At 69.5% G+C, this 24,795-nt stretch carries 28 protein-coding genes and 1 riboswitch; of the genes, 1 reads left to right on the top strand and 27 read right to left on the bottom strand.

From position 1 onward, the window contains the following. Positions 1–41: 41 nt before the first annotated feature. The 10 genes from KCH48_RS27355 to rpsB form a co-directional block, all read right to left on the bottom strand. A complete protein-coding gene (locus KCH48_RS27355) occupies positions 42–1,061 on the bottom strand; it encodes an ABC transporter ATP-binding protein (protein ID WP_210577512.1) in 1,020 nt (339 codons plus the stop codon). Beyond that, a complete protein-coding gene (locus KCH48_RS27350) occupies positions 1,061–2,662 on the bottom strand; it encodes an iron ABC transporter permease (protein WP_210577560.1) in 1,602 nt (533 codons plus the stop codon). Before KCH48_RS27350 ends, KCH48_RS27355 begins: the two co-directional genes overlap by 1 nt. A gap of 59 nt (positions 2,663–2,721) precedes the next feature. After that, positions 2,722–3,798 carry a thiamine ABC transporter substrate binding subunit gene (locus KCH48_RS27345; RefSeq protein ID WP_210577510.1) on the bottom strand — a complete coding sequence of 359 codons (1,077 nt, stop codon included), beginning with the start codon at positions 3,796–3,798 and terminating at the stop codon, positions 2,722–2,724. Continuing rightward, positions 3,796–3,914, bottom strand: a riboswitch (TPP riboswitch). (Overlaps the previous gene by 3 nt.) 57 nt (positions 3,915–3,971) lie before the next feature. Beyond that, positions 3,972–5,078: a 23S rRNA (adenine(2503)-C(2))-methyltransferase RlmN gene (gene rlmN, locus KCH48_RS27340; protein ID WP_210577508.1), complete on the bottom strand. Its 1,107-nt coding sequence runs from the start codon at positions 5,076–5,078 to the stop codon at positions 3,972–3,974. Positions 5,079–5,132: 54 nt separating this feature from the next. After that, positions 5,133–5,582 (bottom strand): SRPBCC family protein, encoded by a 450-nt coding sequence (locus tag KCH48_RS27335; RefSeq protein ID WP_210577501.1) that lies wholly within the window; start codon positions 5,580–5,582, stop codon positions 5,133–5,135. A 153-nt stretch (positions 5,583–5,735) separates the two neighbouring features. Then, the gene (locus KCH48_RS27330; RefSeq protein ID WP_210577500.1) at positions 5,736–6,884 is read right to left on the bottom strand and encodes a phosphatidate cytidylyltransferase; all 1,149 of its coding nucleotides are present in this window, start codon (positions 6,882–6,884) and stop codon (positions 5,736–5,738) included. After that, positions 6,884–7,441, bottom strand: coding sequence for a ribosome recycling factor (gene frr / locus KCH48_RS27325; RefSeq protein WP_210577498.1), 558 nt, complete (start codon positions 7,439–7,441; stop codon positions 6,884–6,886). Before frr ends, KCH48_RS27330 begins: the two co-directional genes overlap by 1 nt. A 130-nt stretch (positions 7,442–7,571) precedes the next feature. Further along, complete coding sequence (gene pyrH / locus KCH48_RS27320) at positions 7,572–8,330, bottom strand: UMP kinase (RefSeq protein WP_210577497.1); 759 nt, start codon at positions 8,328–8,330, stop codon at positions 7,572–7,574. Positions 8,331–8,516: 186 nt separating this feature from the next. Further along, the gene (tsf, locus tag KCH48_RS27315) at positions 8,517–9,353 is read right to left on the bottom strand and encodes a translation elongation factor Ts (protein ID WP_210577495.1); all 837 of its coding nucleotides are present in this window, start codon (positions 9,351–9,353) and stop codon (positions 8,517–8,519) included. A gap of 195 nt (positions 9,354–9,548) precedes the next feature. Beyond that, positions 9,549–10,508: a 30S ribosomal protein S2 gene (gene rpsB, locus KCH48_RS27310; RefSeq protein WP_210577493.1), complete on the bottom strand. Its 960-nt coding sequence runs from the start codon at positions 10,506–10,508 to the stop codon at positions 9,549–9,551. A 274-nt stretch (positions 10,509–10,782) separates the two neighbouring features. Between rpsB and KCH48_RS27305 the strand changes: the two genes are divergently transcribed. Then, positions 10,783–11,388 (top strand): M23 family metallopeptidase, encoded by a 606-nt coding sequence (locus KCH48_RS27305; protein WP_210577491.1) that lies wholly within the window; start codon positions 10,783–10,785, stop codon positions 11,386–11,388. A gap of 164 nt (positions 11,389–11,552) precedes the next feature. On the opposite strand, the gene KCH48_RS27300 is transcribed toward KCH48_RS27305, so the two are convergent. From KCH48_RS27300 to KCH48_RS27220, 17 genes are all read right to left on the bottom strand, one after another. Beyond that, positions 11,553–12,110 (bottom strand): TetR/AcrR family transcriptional regulator, encoded by a 558-nt coding sequence (locus tag KCH48_RS27300; RefSeq protein WP_210577559.1) that lies wholly within the window; start codon positions 12,108–12,110, stop codon positions 11,553–11,555. Between the two features lie 83 nt (positions 12,111–12,193). Beyond that, positions 12,194–13,036, bottom strand: coding sequence for an RNA polymerase sigma factor WhiG (whiG, locus tag KCH48_RS27295; protein WP_210577488.1), 843 nt, complete (start codon positions 13,034–13,036; stop codon positions 12,194–12,196). A 270-nt stretch (positions 13,037–13,306) separates the two neighbouring features. After that, positions 13,307–14,467 (bottom strand): DNA-processing protein DprA, encoded by a 1,161-nt coding sequence (gene dprA, locus KCH48_RS27290; protein ID WP_210577486.1) that lies wholly within the window; start codon positions 14,465–14,467, stop codon positions 13,307–13,309. Then, positions 14,464–16,089 carry a YifB family Mg chelatase-like AAA ATPase gene (locus KCH48_RS27285; RefSeq protein ID WP_210577484.1) on the bottom strand — a complete coding sequence of 542 codons (1,626 nt, stop codon included), beginning with the start codon at positions 16,087–16,089 and terminating at the stop codon, positions 14,464–14,466. Before KCH48_RS27285 ends, dprA begins: the two co-directional genes overlap by 4 nt. Before the next feature lies 1 nt (position 16,090). After that, on the bottom strand, positions 16,091–16,483 hold the full coding sequence (locus KCH48_RS27280) for a YraN family protein (RefSeq protein ID WP_210577482.1): 393 nt from the start codon (positions 16,481–16,483) through the stop codon (positions 16,091–16,093). Positions 16,484–16,560: 77 nt separating this feature from the next. Beyond that, on the bottom strand, positions 16,561–16,869 hold the full coding sequence (locus KCH48_RS27275) for a DUF2469 domain-containing protein (RefSeq protein WP_003993268.1): 309 nt from the start codon (positions 16,867–16,869) through the stop codon (positions 16,561–16,563). 56 nt (positions 16,870–16,925) lie between these two features. Further along, positions 16,926–17,450, bottom strand: coding sequence for an NUDIX hydrolase (locus KCH48_RS27270; protein ID WP_210577480.1), 525 nt, complete (start codon positions 17,448–17,450; stop codon positions 16,926–16,928). After that, positions 17,440–18,216 carry a signal peptidase I gene (gene lepB, locus KCH48_RS27265; RefSeq protein ID WP_210577478.1) on the bottom strand — a complete coding sequence of 259 codons (777 nt, stop codon included), beginning with the start codon at positions 18,214–18,216 and terminating at the stop codon, positions 17,440–17,442. Before lepB (KCH48_RS27265) ends, KCH48_RS27270 begins: the two co-directional genes overlap by 11 nt. Before the next feature lie 70 nt (positions 18,217–18,286). Continuing rightward, complete coding sequence (gene lepB / locus KCH48_RS27260) at positions 18,287–19,270, bottom strand: signal peptidase I (protein WP_210577476.1); 984 nt, start codon at positions 19,268–19,270, stop codon at positions 18,287–18,289. Next, on the bottom strand, positions 19,161–20,252 hold the full coding sequence (gene lepB / locus KCH48_RS27255; protein ID WP_210577469.1) for a signal peptidase I: 1,092 nt from the start codon (positions 20,250–20,252) through the stop codon (positions 19,161–19,163). Before lepB (KCH48_RS27255) ends, lepB (KCH48_RS27260) begins: the two co-directional genes overlap by 110 nt. Next, on the bottom strand, positions 20,245–20,961 hold the full coding sequence (lepB, locus tag KCH48_RS27250; protein WP_210577468.1) for a signal peptidase I: 717 nt from the start codon (positions 20,959–20,961) through the stop codon (positions 20,245–20,247). Before lepB (KCH48_RS27250) ends, lepB (KCH48_RS27255) begins: the two co-directional genes overlap by 8 nt. 45 nt (positions 20,962–21,006) lie before the next feature. Next, a complete protein-coding gene (gene rplS, locus KCH48_RS27245) occupies positions 21,007–21,357 on the bottom strand; it encodes a 50S ribosomal protein L19 (protein WP_210577466.1) in 351 nt (116 codons plus the stop codon). A 142-nt stretch (positions 21,358–21,499) separates the two neighbouring features. Continuing rightward, a complete protein-coding gene (trmD, locus tag KCH48_RS27240) occupies positions 21,500–22,333 on the bottom strand; it encodes a tRNA (guanosine(37)-N1)-methyltransferase TrmD (RefSeq protein ID WP_210577465.1) in 834 nt (277 codons plus the stop codon). Then, positions 22,330–22,875: a ribosome maturation factor RimM gene (rimM, locus tag KCH48_RS27235; RefSeq protein ID WP_210577458.1), complete on the bottom strand. Its 546-nt coding sequence runs from the start codon at positions 22,873–22,875 to the stop codon at positions 22,330–22,332. The genes trmD and rimM overlap by 4 nt, the downstream gene beginning before the upstream one ends. An 88-nt stretch (positions 22,876–22,963) precedes the next feature. Then, positions 22,964–23,203: an RNA-binding protein gene (locus KCH48_RS27230; RefSeq protein WP_007384965.1), complete on the bottom strand. Its 240-nt coding sequence runs from the start codon at positions 23,201–23,203 to the stop codon at positions 22,964–22,966. A 2-nt stretch (positions 23,204–23,205) separates the two neighbouring features. Continuing rightward, on the bottom strand, positions 23,206–23,625 hold the full coding sequence (rpsP, locus tag KCH48_RS27225) for a 30S ribosomal protein S16 (RefSeq protein ID WP_210577451.1): 420 nt from the start codon (positions 23,623–23,625) through the stop codon (positions 23,206–23,208). A gap of 374 nt (positions 23,626–23,999) precedes the next feature. Further along, positions 24,000–24,596 carry a hypothetical protein gene (locus tag KCH48_RS27220; RefSeq protein WP_210577449.1) on the bottom strand — a complete coding sequence of 199 codons (597 nt, stop codon included), beginning with the start codon at positions 24,594–24,596 and terminating at the stop codon, positions 24,000–24,002. Positions 24,597–24,795: the final 199 nt, after the last annotated feature.

Below are 24,795 nucleotides of genomic sequence, written 5' to 3'. Positions count from 1 at the left end.
CCCCGGCCCGCACCAACGCCGGTCACCGCCAAGCCCCCGGATCACGCCAGCACAACAACTTCCGCCGCGTCGAACTCCACCCCCACCACGTCCCCCACCTCCGGCGCCTCCCGCAGCGCACACCCCGCCTCGAGCCTCGGCGCGTCCCCCGCCTGGAGGTGCACAGCGACATGGGTGCCCTTGAAGGTGCGGGCAGTCACCGTGCAGCGCAGACCCGCGTCGGCGGAGACCAGCCGTACCCCGGCGGGCCGTACAAGGAGCGTCCGTGTCCCCTGCGCCGCGCTCTCACCGACCGGCACCTTCCCCCACGGCGTGTCCGCGACCGCCCCGCTGACCGCCCCCTGGACCACATTGTCGAAGCCGAGGAATCGCGCCACGAACTCGTCCACCGGCCGCTGCCAGACCTCCAGCGGCGTCCCGGTCTGGGCGATCCGCCCGTCCCGCATCACCACGACCCGGTCGGCAAGCGCGAAGGCCTCACCCTGGTCGTGGGTGACGGCGAGCACGGTTGTACCCAACCGGCCGAAGAGTTCCCGGAGTTCGACGACCAGCCGCTCCCGCAGCGAACGGTCGAGCTGCCCCAGCGGCTCGTCCAGCATCAGCAGCCGCGGCTGCGGCGCGAGCGCACGGGCGAGCGCCACCCGCTGCTGCTCACCGCCGGAGAGGGACGCCACGGCGCGACGCGCGGCCCCCGGCAGACCGACGAGGTCCAACAACTCCCGTACCCGCTCGGCCTGTTGCCCCTTCGACGCCCCACGCATCCGCAACCCGAAGGCCACATTGCCGCCCACGTCCCGCTGCGGGAACAGCTGATGGTCCTGGAACATCAACCCGACCCCACGCCGATGCGCGGGCACCCCCACCTGGTCGCGACCGTCGAGCAACACCCGCCCGGAATCGAGGTGTTGCAGCCCCGCCACCGCCCGCAGCAGGGTCGACTTGCCGCTGCCGCTGGGCCCGAGCACGCACACGATCTCGTGCTCGGCGACCTCCAGGCCGACGGCGTCGAGCACGGCCCGCCCGCCGAACCGCACGGTCGCGTCGTCGATGGACAGCAGCATCAGAACTCCCCCGTCCGATCGGTCCGCAGCCGCTCAAGGACCAGCAGCGCCACCGCGCACACCACCATCAGAATCGTCGAAAGGGCCATCGCCTGGCCGTAGTTGAGATCCCCGGCCCGCCCGAGCAGCTTGGCCACCGCGACCGGCAGCGTCGGGTTGTCGGGCCGCGCGATGAACACGGTCGCCCCGAACTCCCCCAGCGACACCGCGAACGCGAACCCGGCCGCGATCAGCGACGCCCGCCGCACCATCGGCAGATCGACCTCACGCCACACCCGCCACGGCGACGCCCCGAGCACGGCCGCCGCCTCCCTGAGCCGCGCGTCCACCGCCCGCAGCACCGGCAGCATGGTCCGTACAACGAACGGGACACCGACCAGCGCCTGCGCGAGCGGCACCAGGATCCAGGAGGCCCGCAGATCGAGCGGCGGCTCGTCCAGCGCGATCAGGAACCCGAAGCCGACCGTCACCGCCGACACCCCGAGCGGCAGCATCAGCAGCGCATCGAACCCGCGCACGAACCGGCCCGCGTCCCGCCGGGTGAGCGCGGCGGCGGCGAGAGAGCCGATCACCACGGCGATGACGGTGGCGACGACGGCGTACCGCAGCGAATTCCCGATCGCCTCGATCGGCGCCACCAGGAAGACACCGCCGTCGGACGACATCAGCGCCCGGTAGTACCCGAAGTCCGGTGCGTCGAGCGACCGTTGCACCAGCACGGCCAACGGCAGCAGCAGGAGTACGACGACGGAGGCGAGGACGCCCGCCAGCAGCCCCCACTGGCCCGCCCCGCGCGGTCGCCGGGCCGTCACGGACGCGTCCACCAGCCGCAGGGCGCTCTCCCGCCGCCGTACGGTCCAGGCGTGCAGCGCGAGGATGGCGCCGACCGCCACGAACTGAATGATCGTCAGCACCGCGGCGGTGGACAGATCGAAGATCTCCGAGGTCTGCCGGTAGATCTCGACCTCCAGCGTCGAGAAGGCCGGTCCGCCGAGGATCTGCACCACACCGAAGGAGGTGAAGGTGAACAGGAACACCATCAGCGTGGCGGCGGCCACGGCCGGCGCCAGGGCCGGGAGGGTGACCTGGCGCCAGGCCTTGAGCGGCGACGCCCCGAGCATCCGCGCGGCCTCTTCCTGCCGCGGGTCGAGTTGCCCCCAGAGCCCGCCGACGGTCCGTACGACGACCGCGTAGTTGAAGAAGACATGCGCCAGCAGGATCGCCCATACGGTCGTGTCCAGCCGTACGCCCCACAGCTCATCCAGCAGCCCGCCACGGCCCACCAGCGCGAGGACCGCCGTACCGACGACGACCGTCGGCAGCACGAAGGGGACGGTGACGATCGCCCGCAGAACGTGCTTGCCCGGGAAGTCGAAACGGGCGAAGACGTAAGCACCGGGCAGCGCCACGAGCAAGGTGAGCGCGGTGGAGGCGAGGGCCTGCCAGGTGGTGAACCACAGGACATGACGGATGTCCGACTGCGCCACCACGTCCCAGATCCGGGCGAGTTGCCAGGCTCCGTCGACATGGAGCCCGCGCGCGAGGATCGCGGCGACGGGGTAGGCGAAGAAGACCGCGAAGAACGCGACGGGCACGGCCATGAGCGCGAGCCGCGCCGCGTACCTCCGGCGGACGGAGGCTGCTTCGGGGGCTACTTCAGCTACTTCAGTACGAGCGAGGTCCATGACTTGACCCAGTCGTCACGGTTGTCGGCGATCTTCGCCGGGTCCATCGTCTCGGGGTCCTCGGCCTGCGGACCGTACTTGGTGAACTCCTCGGGCACCTGGGCGCCTTCACGCACCGGGTAGACGAACATGTTCAGCGGCATGTCGTCCTGGAACGTCTCGGTGAGCATGAAGTCGAGGAGCGCCTTGCCGCCCTCGGTGTTCCCCGCGTTGCTCAGCAGCCCCGCGTACTCGACCTGCCGGAAGCAGGTGCCGGTCGCGACGCCGGTCGGCGCGGTGGCCGGCTTCGGGTCGGCGTAGATGACCTCGGCGGGCGGCGAAGAGGCGTACGAGACGACGAGCGGCCGGTCGGCCTTGGCCTTCTTGCCGCCGGCGGACCCGGAGAACTCCTCGTTGTAGGCCTGCTCCCAGCCGTCGACGACCTTGACGCCGTTGGCCTTCAGCTTCTTCCAGTAGTCCTGCCAGCCGTCGTCGCCGTACTGGGCGGCGGTCCCGAGGAGGAAGCCCAGTCCCGGTGAGGAGGTGGACGCGTTCTCGGTGACGAGCAGGTTCTTGTACGCAGGCTTGATCAGGTCGTCGAAGGAGGTGGGCGGGGTCAGCTTGTGCTTGCTGAAGTACGCCTTGTCGTAGTTGACGCAGATGTCGCCGGTGTCGATCGGCGTGACACGGTGCTTGTCCTCGTCGACCCGGTACTCGGGCTTGATCTGGTCGGCGCCCTTCGCCTCGTACGACTGGAAGAGGCCGTTGTCGAGGGCCCGCGAGAGCAGGGTGTTGTCGACGCCGAAGAAGACGTCGCCCTGTGGGTTGTCCTTGGTCAGGATCGCCTTGTTGACGGCCTGCCCGGCGTCGCCGTCCTCCAGGACCTTGACCTTGAACCCGGACTTCTTCTCAAACTCGGCGATGACGCTCTTCGAGACGGCCCAGGAGTCGTGGCTGACGAGCGTGACGGTCTTGGAGTCGCCGCCGGCGGAGCCGGACGACGATCCGCACGCGGACAGCGTGACGAGTCCCAGCCCGACGGCCAGGGCTATGTACTTGTTCGTGGTTCTCATGAGTGAAGACCGAACTTCCTACCCAGAATGACCTGGGCGAGGTTCAGAGGGTCTGCGGCCCGCCGGAACTTTGGCGGCCGCACTCTCAGCGCTGTGGCGCTCCCCTGTCGGAAAATGAATCGGATATGAAGTTGTATCGACGTCGATGTACCGAGGTACCGACGTCGGTCAGACTACCTCTCGGTGGCCGCGAGCTGACCACACGCCCCGTCGATCTCCTGACCACGGGTGTCCCGGACCGTCACCGGCACACCATGCGCGGCGATCGCCTCGACGAACGCCTTCTCGTCCTCCGGCCGGGAGGCCGTCCACTTCGAGCCCGGCGTCGGGTTCAGCGGGATCAGATTCACATGCACGGGCTTGCTCTTGAGCAGCCGCCCGAGCCGGTCACCGCGCCAGGCCTGGTCGTTGATGTCCCGGATCAGCGCGTACTCGATGGACAGCCGGCGCCCGGACCGGGCCGCGTACTCCCATCCGGCCTCGAGCACCTCGCGCACCTTCCACCGGGTGTTGACCGGTACGAGGGTGTCGCGCAACTCGTCGTCCGGCGCGTGCAGCGAGATCGCGAGCCGGCACTTGAAGCCCTCGTCGGCGAACCGGTGGATGGCCGGCACGAGCCCGACGGTCGAGACGGTGATACCGCGCTGCGACAGCCCGAGCCCGTCGGGTTCAGGGTCGGTGAGCGCGCGAATGGCACCCACAACCCGCTTGTAGTTGGCGAGCGGCTCACCCATGCCCATGAAGACGATGTTGGACAGCCGCGCGGGTCCCCCGGGAATCTCGCCATCCCTGAGCGCCCGCATCCCGTCCACGATCTGGTGCACGATCTCGGCGGTGGACAGATTCCGGTCGAGGCCCGCCTGCCCGGTGGCGCAGAACGGGCAGTTCATGCCGCAGCCCGCCTGCGAGCTGATGCACATCGTCACCCGGTCCGGATACCGCATGAGCACCGACTCGACCAGCGTCCCGTCGAACAGCCGCCACAGCGTCTTGCGCGTGGTGTCCTGGTCCGTCGACAGATGCCGTACGACCGTCATCAGCTCCGGAAGCAGCGCCTCCTGCAGCTTGCCGCGCGCGGCGGCCGGGATGTCCGTCCACTGCGCCGGGTCGTGCGCGTACCGCGCGAAGTAGTGCTGCGAGAGCTGCTTGGCGCGAAACGGCTTCTCCCCGATCGCGGCAACAACCTCTTTGCGCTCGGCAGGCGACAGATCGGCAAGATGCCGCGGCGGCTTCTGGGCTCCGCGGGGGGCGACGAAAGTGAGTTCTCCGGGCTTGGGCATGATTTCTCAAGTGTCGCAGATCGTTTACGCGCCCCCGAACGGGCTACGGACGGGCTATGGGGTGGGGTTTTCCAGCCGGTCCTTGAGGTGCTGCTCGTTGCGCGGGAGCTCCTTGCGGACCTGAGGACGGACGACCAGGGGCACGAGGAGCCTGCCGATGCCGTGCCCTTCGAAGTCGACCTCCAAGGTCACGCGGGAGCGGCGGCCCTCGTCGAGCGGGTCGATCTCGCCGTGGACATGGCCCCTGACGGGCCCGTCGATGCCCCGCAGACCCCAGATCCGCGGCGGATCGTACTCGGTGACCTCCATGGTCATCGGAATGTCACGACGGCCGATGTGCCGGGTGACCCTCATATGGGAACCGACACCCAGCGGGCCCTCCTCGACCTGCTCCGCCGCGACCGCACTCTCCTGCCACTCCGGCAGGTGGGAGGCGTCGCTGAGGTAGGCGTAGACATCCTCGGGACTGCGATCGACGACGATCGTTTCTCGGAAGCCTGACATGGTGCCCCCTTCCAGGGCGGCCCCTTCGAGGGTTCCGGAGTGACCCTCTTCGAGGGCTTACAACCGAATCGTCCCACCGCGCGGACCGGCACGCCAAGAGCCCTCGCCCCAGGGCTGGGGCGAGGGCTCTTCGAATGTCCTGATGCCGTGCCGTCAGGCAGATCCGACGAACAGCACCATCAGCAGCCACACCACGGGAGCGGTCGGCAGCAGCGAGTCCAGCCGGTCCATGATGCCGCCATGACCGGGCAGCAGCGTGCCCATGTCCTTGATGCCCAGGTCCCGCTTGATCATGGACTCGCCGAGGTCGCCGAGCGTGGCGCTGGCCGCGACGGCGAGGCCCAGCAGCAGGCCCTGCCACCAGGTGCCGTCGTCGATCAGGAACTCCATGCACAGCGCGCCCGCCGCCATCGCGAAGGCGACCGCGCCGAGCAGGCCCTCGCGGGTCTTGCCGGGGCTGATGCGCGGAGCGAGCTTGTGCCTGCCGAAGCGCCAGCCGACGGCGTACGCGCCCGTGTCGCTGACGACGGCCAGCAGCAGGAACGTCAGCACCCGCCGCGCACCGTCGTCCGCGGTGAGCATCATCGCGACGAACGTGGCGAGGAAGGGGATGTAGAAGGCCGCGAAGACGCCCGCCGTGACGTCCTTGAGGTAGCCCTCGGGCGGTTCCGTCATCCTCCAGACCAGCACCGCCAGCGCGGTGAGCGCCATCGCCACCCACGCGCCCTCGGCACCGCGGACGTACCCGGCGACGACCATCGCCGCACCGCCGACCGCGAGCGGCACGAGGGGCGCCTTGATGGCCTTGCGCTCCTGCAGCCGGGACGTCAGCTCCCAGAGGCCCACCACGACGGCGACCGCGATCACACCGACGAACACGGCCTTGACGACGAACAGCGACGCGATGATCACCGCACCGAGCCCGACCCCGACCCCTATGGCCGCACCCAGGTCCCTGCCCGCGCTCTTCTTCTGCGGTGCGGGCGCCGGCTGCGGGGCGTCGGGCATGGGCTCCGGATTCTGCTGCGCCGCCCGATAGGACGTCCCGTCGGGCGTCCCATAGGACGACGTCTGCGGCGTGTCGTCGCGGAACAAGGGGCCGCCCAGCCGAGCGGCCCCCCGGTCGTCATCCTGGTTCCCGCCATACGCGGGTACGTCGGGCACGATGGGCATGGGGCGAGTCTGCTGCGCGTTGTGCGCATCGTACGCGGGACCCGCCGGGGCAGCCCCTTGGACAGGCCCGCGGTCGGACGGCACCCAGTACCCGGCTTGTGGTGGCGCCCCCCAGGAAGAGTCGTTCATCAGACCTCGAGCAGCTCCGCTTCCTTGTGCTTGAGAAGCTCGTCCACCTGTGCGACGTACTTGTGGGTGGTGTCGTCGAGCTCCTTCTCCGCACGGCGGCCCTCGTCCTCGCCGATGTCGCCGTCCTTGATCGCCTTGTCGACGGCGTCCTTGGCCTTGCGGCGGACGGAGCGGATGGACACCCGCGCGTCCTCGGCCTTGGACTTGGCGACCTTGATGTAGTCGCGGCGGCGCTCCTCGGTGAGCTCGGGGAACACCACTCGGATGATGTTGCCGTCGTTGCTCGGGTTGACGCCCAGATCGGAGTCGCGGATCGCCTGCTCGATGTTGCGCAGCGCGCTCTTGTCGAACGGGGTCACCACCGCCATGCGCGGCTCCGGCACGGAGAACGAAGCCAGCTGGTTGATCGGCGTCGGCGCCCCGTAGTAGTCGGCCACGATCTTGTTGAACATCGCCGGGTGCGCACGGCCGGTGCGGATCGCGGCGAAGTCCTCCTTGGCGACCACGACGGCCTTCTCCATCTTCTCCTCGGCCTCGAGGAGGGTCTCTTCGATCACCACTTGCTCCTGCGTGTCTTGAGTAGGCCCGGCTGCGGTTCCTTGCGGGGGGCGGCGGCCGGCTGCGTCGCGTCTTCCTTCTGCACGTTTCCCGACCGGCAGAACATTGTCCATCCCCCGGTCAGGGTCATCAGCCCTGGCTGTCTTGGTCACCCACAAGCGTGCCGATCTTCTCACCCTTGACGGCGCGCGCGATATTGCCCTCGGCCAGAAGCTCGAAGACGAGGATCGGCAGCTTGTTGTCGCGGCACAGGGTGATGGCGGTCATGTCGGCGACCTTGAGGTCACGGGTGATGACCTCGCCGTAGCCGAGGGAGTCGAAGCGCACGGCGTCCGGGTTGGTCTTCGGGTCGGAGTCGTAGACCCCGTCCACGCCGTTCTTGCCCATCAGCAGCGCCTCGGCGTCGATCTCCAGGGCGCGCTGGGCGGCGGTGGTGTCGGTGGAGAAGTACGGCATGCCCATACCGGCGCCGAAGATGACCACGCGGCCCTTCTCCAGGTGCCGTACGGCCCGCAGCGGGATGTACGGCTCGGCGACCTGCCCCATGGTGATGGCGGTCTGCACCCGGCTGTCGATGCCCTCCTTCTCCAGGAAGTCCTGGAGGGCGAGGCAGTTCATCACGGTGCCGAGCATGCCCATGTAGTCGGAACGGGCCCGGTCCATGCCGCGCTGCTGCAGTTCGGCGCCGCGGAAGAAGTTGCCGCCGCCGATGACGACCGCGATCTGCGCCCCGTCGCGCACGACGGCCGCGACCTCGCGGGCGATCTTGTGCACCACGTCAGGGTCGACGCCCAGGCCCCCGCCGCCGGAGAACGCCTCTCCGGACAGCTTCAGCATGAACCGGCCGCGTACTTTGCCGTCGTCGCTCTTCTGGGGCTTGGTGGTCATGGAGATCTCGCCTCTTAACGTGTCGCACATACGAAGAAGGCCATTGCCGATGGGGTGGGTGCTCCCATGTGCGGCAATGGCCTCCTCGTCAGATCTGCTGTCGTCCGCCACGCACGCGTGCGCGACGTCGTCCGCGGACGACTGCTGTCGACCCTATCGGGGTCGCGCGTCGATCGCGGTACGGACTCAGATGCCGACCTTGATGCGCGAGAAGCGCTTCAGGGTGACACCGGCCTCGTCCAGGATCTTCTGGACGGACTTCTTGTTGTCGAGCGCGTACGGCTGGCCCAGCAGCGTGGCGTCCTTGAAGAAGCCGTTGAGGCGACCCTCGACGATCTTCGGCAGGGCGGCCTCGGGCTTGCCCTCGGCGCGGGTGGTCTCCTCGGCGACACGGCGCTCGGACTCGACGACCTCGGCCGGGACGTCCTCCTTGGAGAGGTACTTCGGCGCGAAGGCGGCGATGTGCTGGGCGACGCCCTTGGCGACCTCGGCGTTCGGCTTGTCGAGCTCGACGAGGACACCGATCTGCGGCGGCAGGTCGGGCATCGTGCGGTGCATGTACGCCGTCACGAAGCCGTCGGCGAACTGCGCGAAGCGGTCCAGGACGATCTTCTCGCCCAGGTTGGCGTTGGCCTCGTCGACGAACGCCTGAACGGTCTTGCCGGGCTCGATCTCGGAGGCGAGCAGCGCCTCGAGGTCGGCCGGAGCGGTCTTGGCGACGTGCTCGGCGATCGCGTTCGCGGCGGCCTGGAACTTCTCACCCTTGGCGACGAAGTCCGTCTCGCACTTCAGCTCGACCAGGACGCCGGAGGAGTTGTCGTCGGCGATGACGGAGACCACGGCGCCGTTCTCGGCGGAGCGGCCCTCGCGCTTGGCGACGCCCTTCTGGCCCTTGATACGGAGCGCCTCGACGGCCTTCTCGACGTTGCCATCGGCCTCGTCCAGCGCCTTCTTGCAGTCCATCATGCCGGCGCCGGTGAGCTCACGGAGCTTCTTGACGTCGGCGGCGGTGTAGTTCGCCATGATCTGTGAATCTCTTCTCGGAGTTCGAAGTCTCGAAGTCGGCGGCGGCCGCGGCTTGAGCGGCGTACGCCGAAGATCTACGGGCTACGAAGATCTGCGGACTCCGCAGATCTAGAGGCTGCGGGTGAACGGCGGGTGGCGTGGTCGACGCCACCCGCCGTCACTTTCAGCCATACGGCCCTACGACCCAGAGGGTCAGGCCTGCTCGCCCTCGGCGGCCGGAGCAGCCTCGGCAACCTCGGCGGCGGGAGCCTCAGCGGCAGGGGCCTCGGTCTCGGCGGCGGGAGCCTCAGCAGCGGGCGCCTCGGCCTCGGCGGCGGGAGCCTCGGCAGCCGGCGCCTCAGCAGCGGCCTCGGCGGCCGGAGCGGCCTCCTCGGCCTTCTTCTCACCCTCGAGCAGGTCGCGCTCCCACTCGGCGAGCGGCTCGCTCGCGGCCTTCTCGCCCTTGCCCTCCGTCGCCACGCCGGAACGGGCGATGAGGCCCTCGGCGACGGCGTCGGCGATCACACGGGTGAGCAGGGTGACGGAGCGGATCGCGTCGTCGTTGCCCGGGATCTTGTAGTCGACCTCGTCGGGGTCGCAGTTGGTGTCGAGGATGGCGACGACCGGAATGTTGAGCTTCCGGGCCTCGCCGACCGCGATGTGCTCCTTCTTGGTGTCCACGATCCAGACGGCGCTGGGCACCTTCTGCATCTCGCGGATACCACCGAGGGTCTTCTCCAGCTTGGCCTTCTCGCGCGAGAGCACGAGAAGCTCCTTCTTGGTCAGACCCGAGGCCGCGACGTCCTCGAAGTCGATCTGCTCGAGCTCCTTGAGGCGCTGCAGACGCTTGTAGACGGTCGAGAAGTTGGTGAGCATGCCGCCCAGCCAGCGCTGGTTGACGTAGGGCATGCCGACGCGGGTGGCCTGCTCGGCGATGGCCTCCTGCGCCTGCTTCTTCGTACCGACGAACATGACCGTGCCGCCGTGGGCGACGGTCTCCTTGACGAACTCGTAGGCGCGGTCGATGTACGACAGCGACTGGAGCAGGTCGATGATGTAGATGCCGTTGCGCTCCGTGAAGATGAACCGCTTCATCTTCGGGTTCCAACGACGGGTCTGGTGACCGAAGTGGACGCCGCTTTCCAGCAGCTCCCGCATCGTGACGACGGCCATGGCCGTTCTCCTTGAGTTTCTCGGTTGTGCCGCGAGTGCCGGATCAGCACTCGCGCCTGACGCCCACATGCGCCGTGCCACGAAGGACCGAGGAGCGCTGACACAGGGACCGTTTCCGGTCGCTGTGTCGGGGCGTGCGAAGTCGACCCGGTGACCCGGATCGCCAGAAGAAGTGTACGGGACCCGCGAGGTACCGGGTGACGCCGCTGTCCACAACCCGGGAGTAGTCCACAGGTCCCGGCCATGATCGGCCGCTGTGCGGGACCGTTCCCCCATGTCACCTGCGCAAGCGAAACGATCCGCGGTCACCTGGGCGGGCCTCCTGCTCGTCCTGGCCCTCGCGGCCCTGGTGCCCGTCGCACGGGCCGACACCCCGGCCACCGCGCCCACGGCACCTCCGGCCCCCGACCACCCGGTCCCGGCCATCGCCCGCACCTGGCCGGTGGGCGTACGCCCTTCGGTGGTACGAGGCTGGGAGCCTCCGGCGACGACATACGGCCGCGGCCACCGCGGCATCGACCTCACGGCCACCCCCGGCACACCCGTGCGAGCGGTGGCACCGGGCCGGGTGTCCTTCGCGGGCCGAGTGGCCGGAAAAGGAGCAGTCTCGGTGGAACTGTCAGACACAGGCGCCCCGCCCCTGCGAACGACCTACGAACCGGTGAACCCTTCGGTGAAGAAGGGCGACGAGGTGGAGGCGGGCGAGGTGGTGGGGACGGTGGAGGCAGGCGGCTCGCACTGCACGACGAGATGCATCCACTGGGGCCTGCTCAGGGACGAGACGTACCTGGACCCACTGAAGCTACTGCCACCGTGGCTCCTGCGCAGGGGCCCATCAAGGCTTCTACCGGTCCTGGACGCACCTCTACCTGTGCACTAGCTGCGGGCAGTCGTGCCGCGAGGGCGGCGCCCACCCAGCAGGCGAGGAGTGATGCCCTCAGCCTGCGGGCAGTCGTGACGCTTGGGGCGGCACGGGTGGGCGCAGGCGGCACCCCGCAAGCGCCGGGCCGCTCGACCCACCCCCGCCCAGCCCCCACTCAGCCGCTAGCCGCGCACACCCCGCAACGCCATGGCAACAGCCGCATCCGTAATCGCCGAAGGCTCCTCCGCGGCGCCCAGCTCAATCCGCCGCACAGCCGCATCCACCACACCCTGCAGCAACATCGCAGCAAGCCGAGGCTCCGCGTGCCCCAACTCCCCCAACGCCTCGACGATCATCGCGACCAGCCCCCCATGCGCGGCCCGGATCTTCTCCCGGGCCCCCGCATCCAGCTCACTCGCGGAGATCGCGACCACGGCCCGGTGCCGCCGGTCCCCGACCAGCGCCAGCTGCTGCCGCACATACGCCTCGACCTTGCCCTCAGGCGTACCGGCACGCTCCATCGCCGCCGACACCTCCGCCGCCCACACGGGAAAGTCGACCTCGCACAGCTCCTCGACCACGGCGGCCCGCGACCGGAAGTACTCGTACACGGACGACCGCGCAAGCCCCGTCCGCTCGGCGAGGGCCGGAAAGGTCAGCGCCTCCGTCCCACCCTCGGACAGCAAAGACCGAGCCGCGTCCAGCAGGGCGGCTCGCTGCATCGACCGGTGCTCGGCCACAGAGGCCGCTCGAATCCTTGGCACGTCAAACACTGTACGGACGCACCGCCCGCGAGGGGAGTCACTCCCGCCCGCTCCCTCGCTCAGCGGCCGAAACTCGCCAGCTTCGCCCGCAGCTGGAGCACGGACTTGGTGTGGATCTGGCTGACCCGGCTCTCGGTCACCCCCAGCACGTTCCCGATCTCGGCGAGCGTGAGGCCCTCGTAGTAGTACAGCGTGACCACGGTCTTCTCCCGCTCGGGCAACGTGTTGATCGCCCGCGCCAGGAACCGCCTCAGCTCCCGGTCCTCGGCCACCTCCACGGGGTTGTCCGCGGCGGTGTCCTCCAGCGTGTCCATGAGGCTCAGCCGGTCGCCCCCCTCACCCCCCACATGCAGCAGCTCCTCCAGCGCCACCACGTTGGCCAGCGACAACTGGCTGAAGACCGAGTGGAGTTCGTCCACCGCGATCCCCATCTCGGCGGCCACCTCCCCCTCCGACGGCGTCCGCCTGAGCTTCGCCTCCAGCGTCGCGTACGCCCGCTCCACGTTGCGCGCCTTCTGCCGCACCGACCGCGGAATCCAGTCCAGTGCCCGCAGCTCGTCGATCATCGCGCCCCGGATCCGGGTGATCGCGTACGTCTCGAACTTGATCTCCCGGTCGATGTCGAACTTCTCGATCGCGTCGATCAGTCCGAACACCCCGGAGGAGACGAAGTCCGCCTGTTCGACATTGGGCGGCAGCCCCACGCTCACCCGGCCGGCGACGTACTTCACGAGCGGTGAGTAGTGCAGGATCAGCTGCTCGCGCAGCCGCTCGTCCCCCGTCGCCTTGTACGACCGCCACAACTCGTCGAGCGTCGAGGGAGCGGGCGGCCGCACGCTGCCACCGTCACGGGCGGCTGGGGGGATCGCCGCCCGGTCGGACCCGGAAGTGTGCTGGGGCATTCGTTGCCTTGTGCCGTTCTGCCGTGAAGTGGGGGTGCCTGGGTGAACTGTCGATCTGGTGTGGAGTTACCGGTCTGCGCCCGGATCTCGTGAGCGTAGCGTGACTGAAGTGTCGCAGTGCGCGAACGGCAGGGCTGAAGGCGTGCGCAGATACGTTCCGCTGGACGCACCGCCGGGTCACGGTGATCGCTCTACGTGATCACCGGCGGGCGCCAACTGCGGGAAATCCCAAGGCCGTCGGGGTTCCCCCGGACGGCCGAACACGCTCGGTCAGCAGCCGTGCCGACCGTCACGGACGGAGATCATTGCCTGGCGTGTCAACTTCCAGCCGTCGCCGTGTCGTTCGACGTAACCAAGTGCTCGGAGTTCGTACAGTCTCGCGATCGTGTCGTCCTCCGTCGTCTGCGCGCCGCGCGCGATCTCGTCCGCCGCCGCGGCACGGCGGGCGGGCAGGGCGGCCAGCACCCGGCGGGCGCCCGGTTCCAGCAGGTCCCGCGGCAGCACGGGACCTCGCCGGTCCGGGGCCAGCTCACCCATGTCGCCGACCAGCTCCACGACATCCGCGGCGTCGGTGACCAGCACGGCGTCTGCGCGCAGAAGTTCGTGCACCCCTGCCGAGAGTCCGCTGGTGGCCGGCCCGGGTACACCCATCGTGAACCGCCCCAGCCGCTGCGCGGCCCGTGCCGTGACCAGCGATCCGCTCCTATAGGCGGCCTCCACGACCACGGTGCCCCGGGTGAGCGCGGCGATCACCCTGTTCCGCAGCACGAATCTGCTCGGCGTCGGATGATCACCGGGCGGCAACTCGCCGATCACCAGCCCCTGTTCGGCGATCCTGGTGATCAACTCGGTGTGTCCGCGCGGGTAGGGCCGGTCGACTCCGCAGGCGAGTACGGCGACGGTGGCACCGCCGGCGCCGAGGGCACCGCGGTGTGCGGCGCCGTCCACTCCGTAGGCCCCGCCGGACACGACCACCCACCCGCGCTCGGCCAGCCCGGCGGCGAGCGTGACGGCCATGTGCGCGCCGTACTCCGTGCAGGCCCGCGCGCCCACCACGGCGACCGACCTCAGCGCCCATATCCGCAGGCTGGGCCGCCCACGCACCCACAGCCCCAGCGGCCGGGCATCACCCAGATCATCCAACTGCCCGGGCCACTCGGCATCCCCCGGCGACACGAACCGCACCCCCGCGTCCCGGGCAACGCCAAGATCCCGCCGAGGCTCGGCCACCTGAGCCCTGGCCCGCAACCCGGCCCACCGCTTGTCGGTAACCCCGGCAAGCTGTGGCCCACCCTCCCGCAAAACCCGGGCCACCTCCACAGCCCCCAACTCCCGCACCCACCGCCCACCGACCTCGTCGCCGGGCTCGATGACGCGGCTGAGGAAGACACGGGCGAGCAGTTCGTCGGCCGGGTCGTCGCCACCGTTCACGTCATGGCCCCGATGGCCATGGGCACACCGCGGGGCACCCCGGTGCGCAGTTGCAGGGCCAGGGCGACATCGGTCGCATCGGGCCGGTCGTGGCCGAGGAGGTCGGCGACGGTCCAGGCGACGCGCAGCACACGGTCCAGTCCGCGAGCGGTGAGTACGCCCCGCTCGAGGTTCCGTTCCGCTTCGTCCATGGCTCCGCGGGCGGCGAACCACCGGCTGCGCAGCTCACGTCCGGGGACTTCGCTGTTGGTGCGCCATGGGGTGCCGGCCAGGCGGGCCGCCGCCCGCTCCCTGGCGCCGCGCACCCGGTCGGCGACCGTCGCCGTGGATTCGCCGCGGGCGCCGCGCTCGGTCAGCTGTGCCCTCGTGACGCGGTCCACCTCGACCCGGAGGTCGACCCGGTCCAGGAGCGGGCCGGACAGCCTGGCCTGGTAGCGGCGGATCGACGACGGCGGGCAGTCGCAGAAGTCGTCCTTCACGGAGAACCGCCCGCACGGGCAGGGGTTGGCCGCGAGCACCATCTGGAACTTCGCCGGGAAGCGCACGACGCCGGCGCTGCGCGCGATCACGACGTGCCCCGCTTCCAGCGGCTGCCGCAGGGCGTCCAGGGCCTGACTGCTGAACTCCGGCGTCTCGTCCAGGAAGAGCACGCCCCGGTGGGAGAGCGACACCGCACCGGGCCGGGCGATGGAGGCGCCGCCACCGACGAGCGCCTGCATCGTCGCCGAGTGGTGCGGGGCGCAGTACGGGGCGACGTCGATCAGGGGTTTGCCCGGCGGCAGCAGGCCTGCCACCGAGTGCACCGCCGTGACCTCCAGCGACTCCTGCCGGCTGAGCCGGGGCAGGATGGCGGGCAGCCGCTCCGCGAGCATGGTCTTCCCGGCACCTGGCGGTCCTTCGAGAAACAGGTGGTGGCCGCCCGCCGCGGCGACCTCCACAGCCGTACGCGCCGAGATCTGGCCGACGACATCGGCGAGGTCATGGCCGTGGTCGGGTTGCGCGGTGCCCATGCTGTGCATGCCCGTGGCCGCACCTGTGCCGGGTACGCGCAGGCCGGCCAGGAGTGGGTCGGGGCGGCCCTGTTCCTCCGGTTCCTCCTCCGGCACGGGCTCGTCGGCGAGAACGGCGATCAACTGGCGCAGGCTGCGCACACCCAGTACGGACACGCCGGGCACCAAGGTGGCCTCGGCGGCGGCGCACTCGGGCACGACCACCTGCTCATAGCCCGCGTCGGCCGCGGCCAGCACGGCGGGCAGGATGCCCCGCACCGGGCGCACCCTGCCGTCCAGCCCCAGCTCTCCGATCATCACGATGTCGGCGAGCACTCGTGGATCGATCCGTTCGGCGGCGCCGAGAACGGCACATGCGACGGCCAGATCGAAGCCGCTGCCCGCCTTCGGCACCGACGCCGGGCTGAGCCCCACCGTCAGCTTCTTGGCGGGCCACTCCGCCCCCGAATTCACCACCGCAGCCCGAACCCGATCCCGACTCTCCGTCAGGCTCTTGTCCGGCAACCCGACCAGCGTGAACGCGGCGACCCCGGGTTCCAGGTCGGCCTGGACCTCGACGACGACGCCCTCGACGCCGACCAGGGCCACCGAGCACGTACGAGCGAACCCCATGTCAGGCCACCCCCCGCGCGTGCTCGACGACGGCGGCGCCGCGGCGGGGCAGGACGACTCCGATGAGGTCGATGCGGACGCCTCCCGGCGGGGCTCCTCCGTGCTCCTGCACCCAGCGTTCCGCCAGGCGGCGCAGGCGATCGGTCTTGGCGGGCGTGATCGCCGCCATCGGATGCTCGAAGGGCCCGGCCCTTCGGGTCTTCACCTCGCAGACCACCAGGACGTCGCCGTCCCTCGCCACGATGTCGATCTCACCTGTGCGTCCACAGCGCCAGTTGCGCTCCAGGACCGTCATCCCGACCGCGGCCAGTCGCCGTGCGGCCAGGTCTTCGCCGTACCTGCCGAGTCCACCTCGTGCGTTCATGTCGGCACCACCTCCGGCGCCAACCGTCACGCAATCGAGCAGATCATGTTGATCTTGGTGAACTACTCACCGGTTGTGGAAAACTCCGTCACCCCCGCGGAGGACGCTCACCCGCTCGGCAGCTCGAGATCGCTCTTGTTCAGCTCCTCGATGTTCACGTCCTTGAACGTGAGCACCCGGACCTGCTTCACGAACCGAGCCGGCCGGTACATGTCCCACACCCAGGCATCCGCCATGGACACCTCGAAGAACACCTCACCCTGGACCGAGTGCACCTGCATCTCGTAGTCGTTGGTCAGATAGAAGCGCCGCTCGGTCTCGATCACGTATTTGAACAGACCGACGACATCGCGGTACTCCCGGTAGAGCTTCAGCTCCATCTCGGTCTCGTACTTTTCGAGGTCCTCGGCGCTCATGGCATGTTCCCCTTCAGCCGTGCGATCCCACCATTGTGCGCCAGTCCCGTGAGCCCCTAGACGATTTCTGTGTCAAGGATCTCGGGCCTGGCCGGGGGACCTTCGTCGAGCAGCCTGCGCAGCAGCTCGGCGAGTCTGGTCGGATACACCGTCTCATGCGCCCGGGTCAGTTCCTCACAGGTCCACCAACGTGCTCCGGCGACACTGCGCCGCTCCAGCTCGGTGAGGCCCGCGGCCCTCGTGGCCGTCTGGGTCGTACGGGCCAGGTAGTACCACTCGTCCTGGTCCCAGCGTCGGCCCGCGAACGGGAACGAGCACTTCCGCCGCCAGAGCACCGGCCCGAGCTCGACCTCGGTGATCCCGGTCTCCTCCGCGAGTTCCCTGAGAGCGGCCTGCTCACGGGTCTCATCGCCCTCCAGACCGCCCCCGGGCGTGAACCACCAGTCGTCGGCCCGGTCGTCCGGCTCATGGCCGTGCAGCAGCAGAATGCGGTCCTCCGGGTCGAGGAGGACGACCCGGGCCACCTTGCGCAGCCCGCTTTCGTACGATTCCACGCCCGCGTCCGTCGCCTCAGCGGGCACCGGCGGGCCCCGGGCTCGTCCGGCCGCGGGAGCCGAACCGCTTGGCGATCGGGCCGTACGCCCCACCGCCGAGGACGAGGACCCCGCCGGCGATCACCAGCGCGACGATCGTACGCAGCGGTCCGGGCGAGGACAGGGCGCCGAGCGTCTCGAAGCCGCTGGGGCTCTGCAGCATGCCGTCCATGGGCCAGGCGACCGCGTCGACCCGGGCGCTGACGGCGCTGCGCGCCACCGTGCCGCTGGCGGCGTCGGTCAGGTGGGCGGTGGAGTCCAGGGAGCCCTGGCGTTCGTCGCCGAGCAGGAACAGCCGCCCCTCGGGGACCGTCACGGTCGGGAAGTCCGTGATCTCGGCCGCGCTGCCCCCCGGCAGATACGGTTCGTCGATCTGCTTGCCGTTGACGGTCAGCTTGCCGTCGGTGCAGCAGCCGACGGTGTCCCCACCGACGGCGACGACCCGCTTGACCACGGGCGCGTTGGTCACCCAGGTCTTGTCCCGGAAGACGACGACGTCACCCCGGCGCACGTCGGCGCCGTCGACCCGCTCCGCGAGCACCCGGCTGCCCATGTCGATCGTCGGCGACATCGAGCTGGTGGGCACCGTGTACGGCCGATAGACGACCGCTCCCCAGGCGAATCCGCCGAGGAACAGCACAAGGCCCAGCGCCACGGCCACCCCGGACAACCGCTGTCCGATCCGGCCGCCCGCCGGGCTCCTGTCCACCCCACCGCTGCGCGGGGCCGTACGTGTCGTGCTCTCGCCACCCATGGGTCCGCACCCTACCCGGGGGTACGGCACCGGGTCAGCCCAAGTTCTGGTACATAAACCAGCCGGGGTGCTACTCCGAGACCTTCCGGTACTCGGCAGCCTTCCGTCGCCGCCGCACCAGCACCAGCGGCACAGCCCCTACGAGCGCCAAGGCGCCCGGCGAGGTGACCGCGACCACCGCCTGGGCGCTGAGGCCGGGCTGGTCGAAGGTGTCCGGGACCGGGAGCGTGCCCCAGCGGTTGATCGGCCAGGCCTTGACGATGGCGCGGCCGACGACCTTGTCCACCGGGACCATGCCCTTGTTCGCGTCCGACGTGTTGTAGCGGGAGTCGCGGGAGTTCTGCCGGTGGTCGCCCATGACCCAGATGAAGCCCTCGGGGACCTTCACCTTGAACTGGCCGCCCTGGTCGTCGACGCTGCACGGGGTGTTGCCCGGGTAGACGTACGACGATTCGTTCAGCGCCTTGCCGTTGACCTTCAGCGGGCCCGTGCCCTTGCACTCGATGGTGTCGCCGCCGACGCCGACCACCCGCTTGATGAGGTCCTTCTCCTCCGCGGACGGCATCAGGCCGATCCAGCTGAGGAAGGTCTGCAGCGCGTTCGGGTCGGTCGTGGGCTCGCCCGCGAGCCAGCTGTCCGGGTCGTGGAAGACGACGACCTCGCCGCGCTCGGGCTCGGAGCCGAACCAGGGGGTGAGCTTGTCGACCAGGACGCGGTCACCCTGCTGGAGGGTGTTCTGCATCGAGTCGGACGGGATCGAGAACGCCTGCACCAGGAAGGTCTTGATCAGCAGCGCGAGAATCAGCGCGATACCGATCAGGATGGGCAGCTCCTTCCAGAAGGAGCGCGGCGGCTTCTTCGCCTGGGGGGTCGAGTCGCCCGGCCCCCGGCCCCCGGCCGGGTTCTGCTGGTCCGCCGTTGTCCCGTCGTCGGCCGCCCCGGAGTCATTCCCGGAGGTCACGGCGCTGTCCGCGGCCGGGACAGCTGCTTCCACGGGGCGCCCGCGGTCCTCGCCGTCTTGTCCGGACCGTGCGCCAACCGCCACATCCCCCACGCCAACTCCTTACTCTGTGTCGCCGCCTGCCCCATGCACGGCGCAGGCCCACTACTCCCATAACGAGCGGGAGTTCCGCAGGGGTCGGGAGCTGGATCGTTCCGTTCGGATCGTCGGGTGCAACCCTATGCGACAGCTGGGGAGCCGCGGTCGACCCGGGCGACGAGTCGGTCACGGAAGCGTAGGTTTTTGGTTCGTTCAGGGAGTTCCAGTGGTTGAACGGCCAGGCGATGACCATGGCCCGGCCCACCACTTCCTCCTCGGAGACCGTGCCGCCGTATTCCTGGTCCTGGTGCGAGCGGGAGTCCGCGGAGTTGCTGCGGTGGTCGCCCATCACCCACAGCCGTCCCTGCGGGACGGTGATGTCGAACCGGGACTGGGACGGGGCGTTGCCGGGATAGAGATAGTCACCCTCCTCCAGCGGAACGCCGTTGACGGTCACCCGTCCTTGCGTGTCACAGCACTTGACGCGGTCGCCGCCGACTCCGACGACCCGCTTGATGAGGTCCTTCTCGTTGTCGGACGGCAGCAGGCCGATGAAGGTGAGCCCTTCCTTGACCTGCTTGACGATGATGGGGTCTTCCTTCTTGGTGGTGCTCACCTCGTCCTGGAGCCAGCCACCGGGGTCCTTGAAGACGACGACGTCCCCGCGCTCCGGCTTGGAGCCGAACCACGGGGTGAACTTGTCGACCAGGACGCGGTCGCCGATCTGGATCGTCTGCTCCATCGAGCCGGACGGGATCACGAAGGCCTGGACGAGGAACGTCTTCAGGACGAGGGCTATCAGGACGGCCACGCCGACGAGGAGGGGTATCTCCTTGGCGGCGGACCGCCTGCGGCGCCGCTTGACCTTCCGCTGAAGCTTGCGCCGCTCCGCCCGGGTACGGCCGCCGCCCGGGGACGATGCCCGCCGGACGCCGGTGGGCAGCAGATTGTCGGCCGCGTGCGCGGAGATCCCACGCGGCCTACCGCGGTTACCCATGGCCCCCCTCCGCGGCCGGCACGCGCGCGTAGGCGTCGGGGCGGTGGAGGCGGGTGGCGTGGCTCGCGGGCCATACGATCCCGTCGGCCCGGCCCACGACGTCGTCCACGGGGATCATGCCGCCGCCCGGTGAGCCGAGGTGGTCGCGGGAGTCGCTGGACTCGCTGCGGTGGTCGCCGAGGACGAACAGGGTGCCTTCCGGCACGACGACGTCGAAGGGCACCGTGGACGGGCTGTCACCGGGGTACAGGAACGACGACTCGTCGACCGACCGGCCGTTCACCACGATCCTCCCCTCCTTGTCACAGCAGACCACGTGGTCTCCCCCCACACCGACAACGCGTTTGATGTAGTCCGCGTCCCCGAAATACCCGGTTCCGTCGAACACGATCACATCGCCACGCCGCGGCTGAGCACCGAAACGGTACGCCAACTTATTTACGAGAACGCGGTCCCCGATCCTCAATCCGCGCTCCATGGATCCGCTGGGAATCTGGAACGGCCGCACCACGAACGCGTTGAGCAGCAGGAGAAACAGCAGGCAGACAAGCAGGGTCAGGCTGATCCGCCCGCCGGGGAGCCAGTCGGTGATCCGCGAGACCAACGCGGAACGCGACCGTCCCTCCTGCCCCTCTGTGTCCGAGATCTCCTCGGATGCGAAAGGGCGGGAGGAGCGGTCGCGCTCCGTCGGCTGTGCTTCGGTGTCCATCGGGGCCAGATGCTATCCGGCCCCGCTGTGACCTCCGAGAAGCGCTCAGTTCTCGCGCTTCTCCTTGATCTTCGCGGCCTTGCCGCGCAGGTCGCGCAGGTAGTACAGCTTGGCGCGGCGCACGTCACCCTTGGTGACGAGCTCGATCTTCTCGACGATCGGGGTGTGCACCGGGAAGGTGCGCTCGACGCCGACGGAGAAGGAGACCTTGCGGACCGTGAAGGTCTCGCGCACGCCGGAACCCTGGCGACGGATGACGACGCCCTTGAACTGCTGCACACGGGAGCGGTTGCCCTCGATGACGCGGACGTGGACGTTGACCGTGTCGCCCGGGCGGAAGGCCGGGACGTCGCTGCGCAGCGACGCGGCGTCGACGGTGTCGAGCAGGTGAGACATTTCGTCTGCTTTCTTCGCTGATGCCACAGGTCATCAACGGTAACTAGGTGTTCCTGGAATGAGAATGAGATCCGTGCTCGTCGGGGCGGGCGTCGTGTCCCCCTGTGGCAGGGGCGCACGCCGGACGGCGCACAGCAGCGGCCTATTCTTCCATGCCCGCTGGCCTGCGCCAAAATCGGCCGTACGGTTCGCCCTCCGGGTCGGGCATCCAGCCCAGGATGGAGAGCATCTCGCGGTCCTTCTTGTCGAAGACCTTGGGGTCGCAGCGCTCGATCAGGTCGGGCCGATGGGCCGTCGTACGCTTCAGCGCCTCGTCCCGGCGCCAGCGGGCGATCTTCCCGTGGTGGCCGCTGAGCAGCACGTCCGGGATCTCCCGGCCGCGCCACTGGGGCGGCTTGGTGTAGACGGGCCCCTCCAGGAGGCCGGCCATGGCGCCGGGCGCGAAGGAGTCGTCCCGGTGGGACTCGGCGTTGCCCAGGACGCCGGGCAGCAGGCGGGCCACGGCTTCCGTGATGACGAGTACGGCCGCCTCGCCACCGGCGAGGACGTAGTCGCCGATGGACACCTCGTAGACGCGCATCCGCGTCGCGTACTCGTCGATGACGCGGCGGTCGATGCCCTCGTAGCGTGCGGGCGCGAAGAGCAGCCAGGGGCGCTCGGAGAGCTCGACGGCGAGTTCCTGGGTGAAGGGGCGGCCACTGGGCGTGGGGACGAGGAGCGCGGGGGCGTGGGAGCCGGTCTCGTAGCCGTCGGCGAGGACGGAGTCCAAGGCGTCGCCCCAGGGCTCGGTCTTCATCACCATGCCGGGGCCGCCGCCGTACGGAGTGTCGTCGACCGTGTTGTGGCGGTCGTACGTCCAGGTCCGCAGATCGTGCACGTGCACATTCAGCTGTCCACGCGCGCGTGCCTTGCCGACGAGGGAGACGTTCAGGGGCTCCAGGTACTCGGGGAAGATCGTGACGACGTCGAGTCTCATGCTTCGGGGTCCTTCGACGACACGATCTCAGTCTGGTCGTCGATCAGACCCGGAGGCGGGTCGATGACGGCGCGCTGCTCCTCCAGGTCGATCTCGGTGACGATCTCCCCCACGAAGGGGATCAGCACCTCGCTGCCGTCCGGTCGCTCCACGATGAACAGGTCCTGGGACGGCAGATGTGAGATCTCCGTGATCCGGCCGACCTCCGTGCCGTCCTTGGTGACGACGTCCAGGTCCATCAGCTGGTGGTCGTAGTACTCGTCCTCTTCCTCGGGGAGCACCTCCGGGTCCACTTCAGCGATGAGGAGAGTGTTGCGCAGGGCCTCGGCGGCGCTGCGGTCCTTCACTCCCTCGAAGCGCAGCAGGAGACGGCCGCTGTGCACCCGGCCGGTCTCGATGGTGAGCGGGCCCACGGAGGCGGGGTCGGTGGCCAGTACGGCCCCGGGGCCGAGCCTGAGTTCCGGCTCGTCGGTACGTACCTCGACGGTGACCTCGCCCTTGATGCCGTGGGCGCGGCCGATCCGGGCGACTACGAGCTGCACTTTTCGAAGATCTCCTGTCGTACGTACGACTGCGGGCCGGGGACGGCCCAGTGGCCCTCCCCGGCCCGAGCCGGTGCTGCGATTGGCGTCAGCGGACGTGGTCCACGTCGACGAGGTCGACGCGGACACCACGGCCGCCGATGGCGCCCACGACGGTACGCAGAGCGCGTGCGGTACGGCCGTTGCGGCCGATGACCTTGCCGAGGTCGTCCGGGTGGACCCGGACCTCGAGCACGCGTCCGCGGCGCAGGGTGCGCGAGGCGACCTGCACATCGTCAGGGTTGTCGACGATGCCCTTCACGAGGTGCTCGAGAGCCTCCTCGAGCATGCTCAGGCCTCGGTCGACGCGGACTCGGCGGCGGCCTCGTCCTTCTTCTCAGCCTTCTTCTTCTGGGTGATCGCCTCACCCTTGCCCTCGTCGTCGCCACCGAGAGCCTCGAAGGACGGACGCGCCGCCTTCTCGGCCGGCTGCAGCAGCGGCGCCGGGGCGGGCTCGCCCTTGTACTTCTGCCAGTCGCCGGTCTTCTTCAGGATGGCGAGGACGGGCTCGGTCGGCTGAGCGCCGACGGAGAGCCAGTACGCCACGCGGTCGGCGTCGACCTCGATGCGCGAGGGGTTCTGCACCGGGTGGTAGAGACCGATCTCCTCGATCGCACGGCCGTCACGGCGAGTGCGGGAGTCGGCGACGACGATGCGGTAGTGAGGCGAACGGATCTTGCCCAGACGCTTCAGCTTGATCTTGACTGCCACTGGAGTGGGTTCTCCTGGTTTGACGTGGGTGGGCACGGCGAGATGGCCGCGTGGGGTTGCGGTACCCGAGTGCCCGATGGACGCGTCAGCCGGAGGAGAGAGGGGTCCTTTGCGGCTGTCGAGTACAGCTAGTCATTGTGCCACACCCTGCGGGTCGCTTCGGACCGACGGTGGGTGGAGCTGGGCTGGGCATGCCTGAGGGGCACCCGGCGTCTGGGGTGCCCTTGGGGTGGGTCGCGCAGCCCGGCGCTTACGGGGTGCCGCCTGCGCCCACGCGTGCCGCCCCAGGCGGCACGCATGCCCGCAGACAAGTCACCCCGTCACCACGTGTTCCGACCGGCAGCCACGAGATGCCGGTGCTGGAGTCGTCGTGGTTACGCCACGCCCACGACCTCCGGGATGCGGAACGGCTTGCCGCAGCCGCCGCAGACGATCGGGGCCTGGGCCAGGACCGACGGGACGACGCGGACGTTGCGCCCGCAGTCACAGACGGCCTTGACGCGGACGCCGCCGCCGGAGGAGCCATGGCGGGCCGCCGGGCCGCGGAAGGTGCGGGATGTGTCGGCGGAGGTCGCCGCGGTGTGGGCCTTGAGGGCCCGCTGGAGCCGCTCCATGGTCGGGCGGTAGCGCCTCTTCGCCTCGGGGTTGAGCGTGACCAGCGAGAAGCCGCTGCTCGGATGCGGCTCCTCCGGGTGGTCCAGGCCCAGCTCCTCGGCGATCGCGAGGAATCTGCGGTTGTGGTAGCGGCCGGCGCGCGAGGTGTCGCGGATTCCTCGGGCGGCGGCGATGCCATGGACTGCCTCATGGAGCAGTCGCTCGAAGGAGAGCGCGTGCCCGCAGGCGGACGACGACTCCCCGATCAGTGACTCGGGCGCGGCAAGATCCGGCAGCTCGGGGTGGTACCGCTGAATGTCGGCCCACGCCTGCGCCAGCTCTGCGGCGAGAACAGGTGGTGTCTGTGTCGTGCTCACGTAATGACAACGAGCCAGGGTGCCGCTGTGTTCCTATTCCGGGGCATCCCAAATAATTTGCACGTACCCGTCAGTTGCCGCTGATGCGTCCGGACGAGGGCGGGTGCGCTGATCTGCGGAGAAGCCTCACAGCTCATACCAAGCCGGTACGTAGGCTGACGTACGACCCGGCGCGTAGCGCCCGTCCGCACGCCGGGGC

The organism is Streptomyces sp. GESEQ-4 (genome assembly GCF_017948455.1).
In the GTDB taxonomy this organism is placed as follows: Bacteria; Actinomycetota; Actinomycetes; order Streptomycetales; family Streptomycetaceae; genus Streptomyces.
This window is presented reverse-complemented; position numbering and strand designations above follow the sequence as displayed.

What these genes read in the sequence shown, in the direction of transcription:
- KCH48_RS27355 (WP_210577512.1), bottom strand. Translation starts at nt 1,061, where the DNA reads ATGCTGCTGTCCATCGACGACGCGACCGTGCGGTTCGGCGGGCGGGCC.
- KCH48_RS27350 (WP_210577560.1), bottom strand. Translation starts at nt 2,662, where the DNA reads ATGGCCGTGCCCGTCGCGTTCTTCGCGGTCTTCTTCGCCTACCCCGTC.
- KCH48_RS27345 (WP_210577510.1), bottom strand. Translation starts at nt 3,798, where the DNA reads ATGAGAACCACGAACAAGTACATAGCCCTGGCCGTCGGGCTGGGACTC.
- rlmN (WP_210577508.1), bottom strand. Translation starts at nt 5,078, where the DNA reads ATGCCCAAGCCCGGAGAACTCACTTTCGTCGCCCCCCGCGGAGCCCAG.
- KCH48_RS27335 (WP_210577501.1), bottom strand. Translation starts at nt 5,582, where the DNA reads ATGTCAGGCTTCCGAGAAACGATCGTCGTCGATCGCAGTCCCGAGGAT.
- KCH48_RS27330 (WP_210577500.1), bottom strand. Translation starts at nt 6,884, where the DNA reads ATGAACGACTCTTCCTGGGGGGCGCCACCACAAGCCGGGTACTGGGTG.
- pyrH (WP_210577497.1), bottom strand. Translation starts at nt 8,330, where the DNA reads ATGACCACCAAGCCCCAGAAGAGCGACGACGGCAAAGTACGCGGCCGG.
- tsf (WP_210577495.1), bottom strand. Translation starts at nt 9,353, where the DNA reads ATGGCGAACTACACCGCCGCCGACGTCAAGAAGCTCCGTGAGCTCACC.
- rpsB (WP_210577493.1), bottom strand. Translation starts at nt 10,508, where the DNA reads ATGGCCGTCGTCACGATGCGGGAGCTGCTGGAAAGCGGCGTCCACTTC.
- KCH48_RS27305 (WP_210577491.1), top strand. Translation starts at nt 10,783, where the DNA reads ATGTCACCTGCGCAAGCGAAACGATCCGCGGTCACCTGGGCGGGCCTC.
- whiG (WP_210577488.1), bottom strand. Translation starts at nt 13,036, where the DNA reads ATGCCCCAGCACACTTCCGGGTCCGACCGGGCGGCGATCCCCCCAGCC.
- KCH48_RS27285 (WP_210577484.1), bottom strand. Translation starts at nt 16,089, where the DNA reads ATGGGGTTCGCTCGTACGTGCTCGGTGGCCCTGGTCGGCGTCGAGGGC.
- KCH48_RS27275 (WP_003993268.1), bottom strand. Translation starts at nt 16,869, where the DNA reads ATGAGCGCCGAGGACCTCGAAAAGTACGAGACCGAGATGGAGCTGAAG.
- lepB (WP_210577478.1), bottom strand. Translation starts at nt 18,216, where the DNA reads ATGGGTGGCGAGAGCACGACACGTACGGCCCCGCGCAGCGGTGGGGTG.
- lepB (WP_210577469.1), bottom strand. Translation starts at nt 20,252, where the DNA reads ATGGGTAACCGCGGTAGGCCGCGTGGGATCTCCGCGCACGCGGCCGAC.
- lepB (WP_210577468.1), bottom strand. Translation starts at nt 20,961, where the DNA reads ATGGACACCGAAGCACAGCCGACGGAGCGCGACCGCTCCTCCCGCCCT.
- rplS (WP_210577466.1), bottom strand. Translation starts at nt 21,357, where the DNA reads ATGTCTCACCTGCTCGACACCGTCGACGCCGCGTCGCTGCGCAGCGAC.
- trmD (WP_210577465.1), bottom strand. Translation starts at nt 22,333, where the DNA reads ATGAGACTCGACGTCGTCACGATCTTCCCCGAGTACCTGGAGCCCCTG.
- KCH48_RS27230 (WP_007384965.1), bottom strand. Translation starts at nt 23,203, where the DNA reads ATGCTCGAGGAGGCTCTCGAGCACCTCGTGAAGGGCATCGTCGACAAC.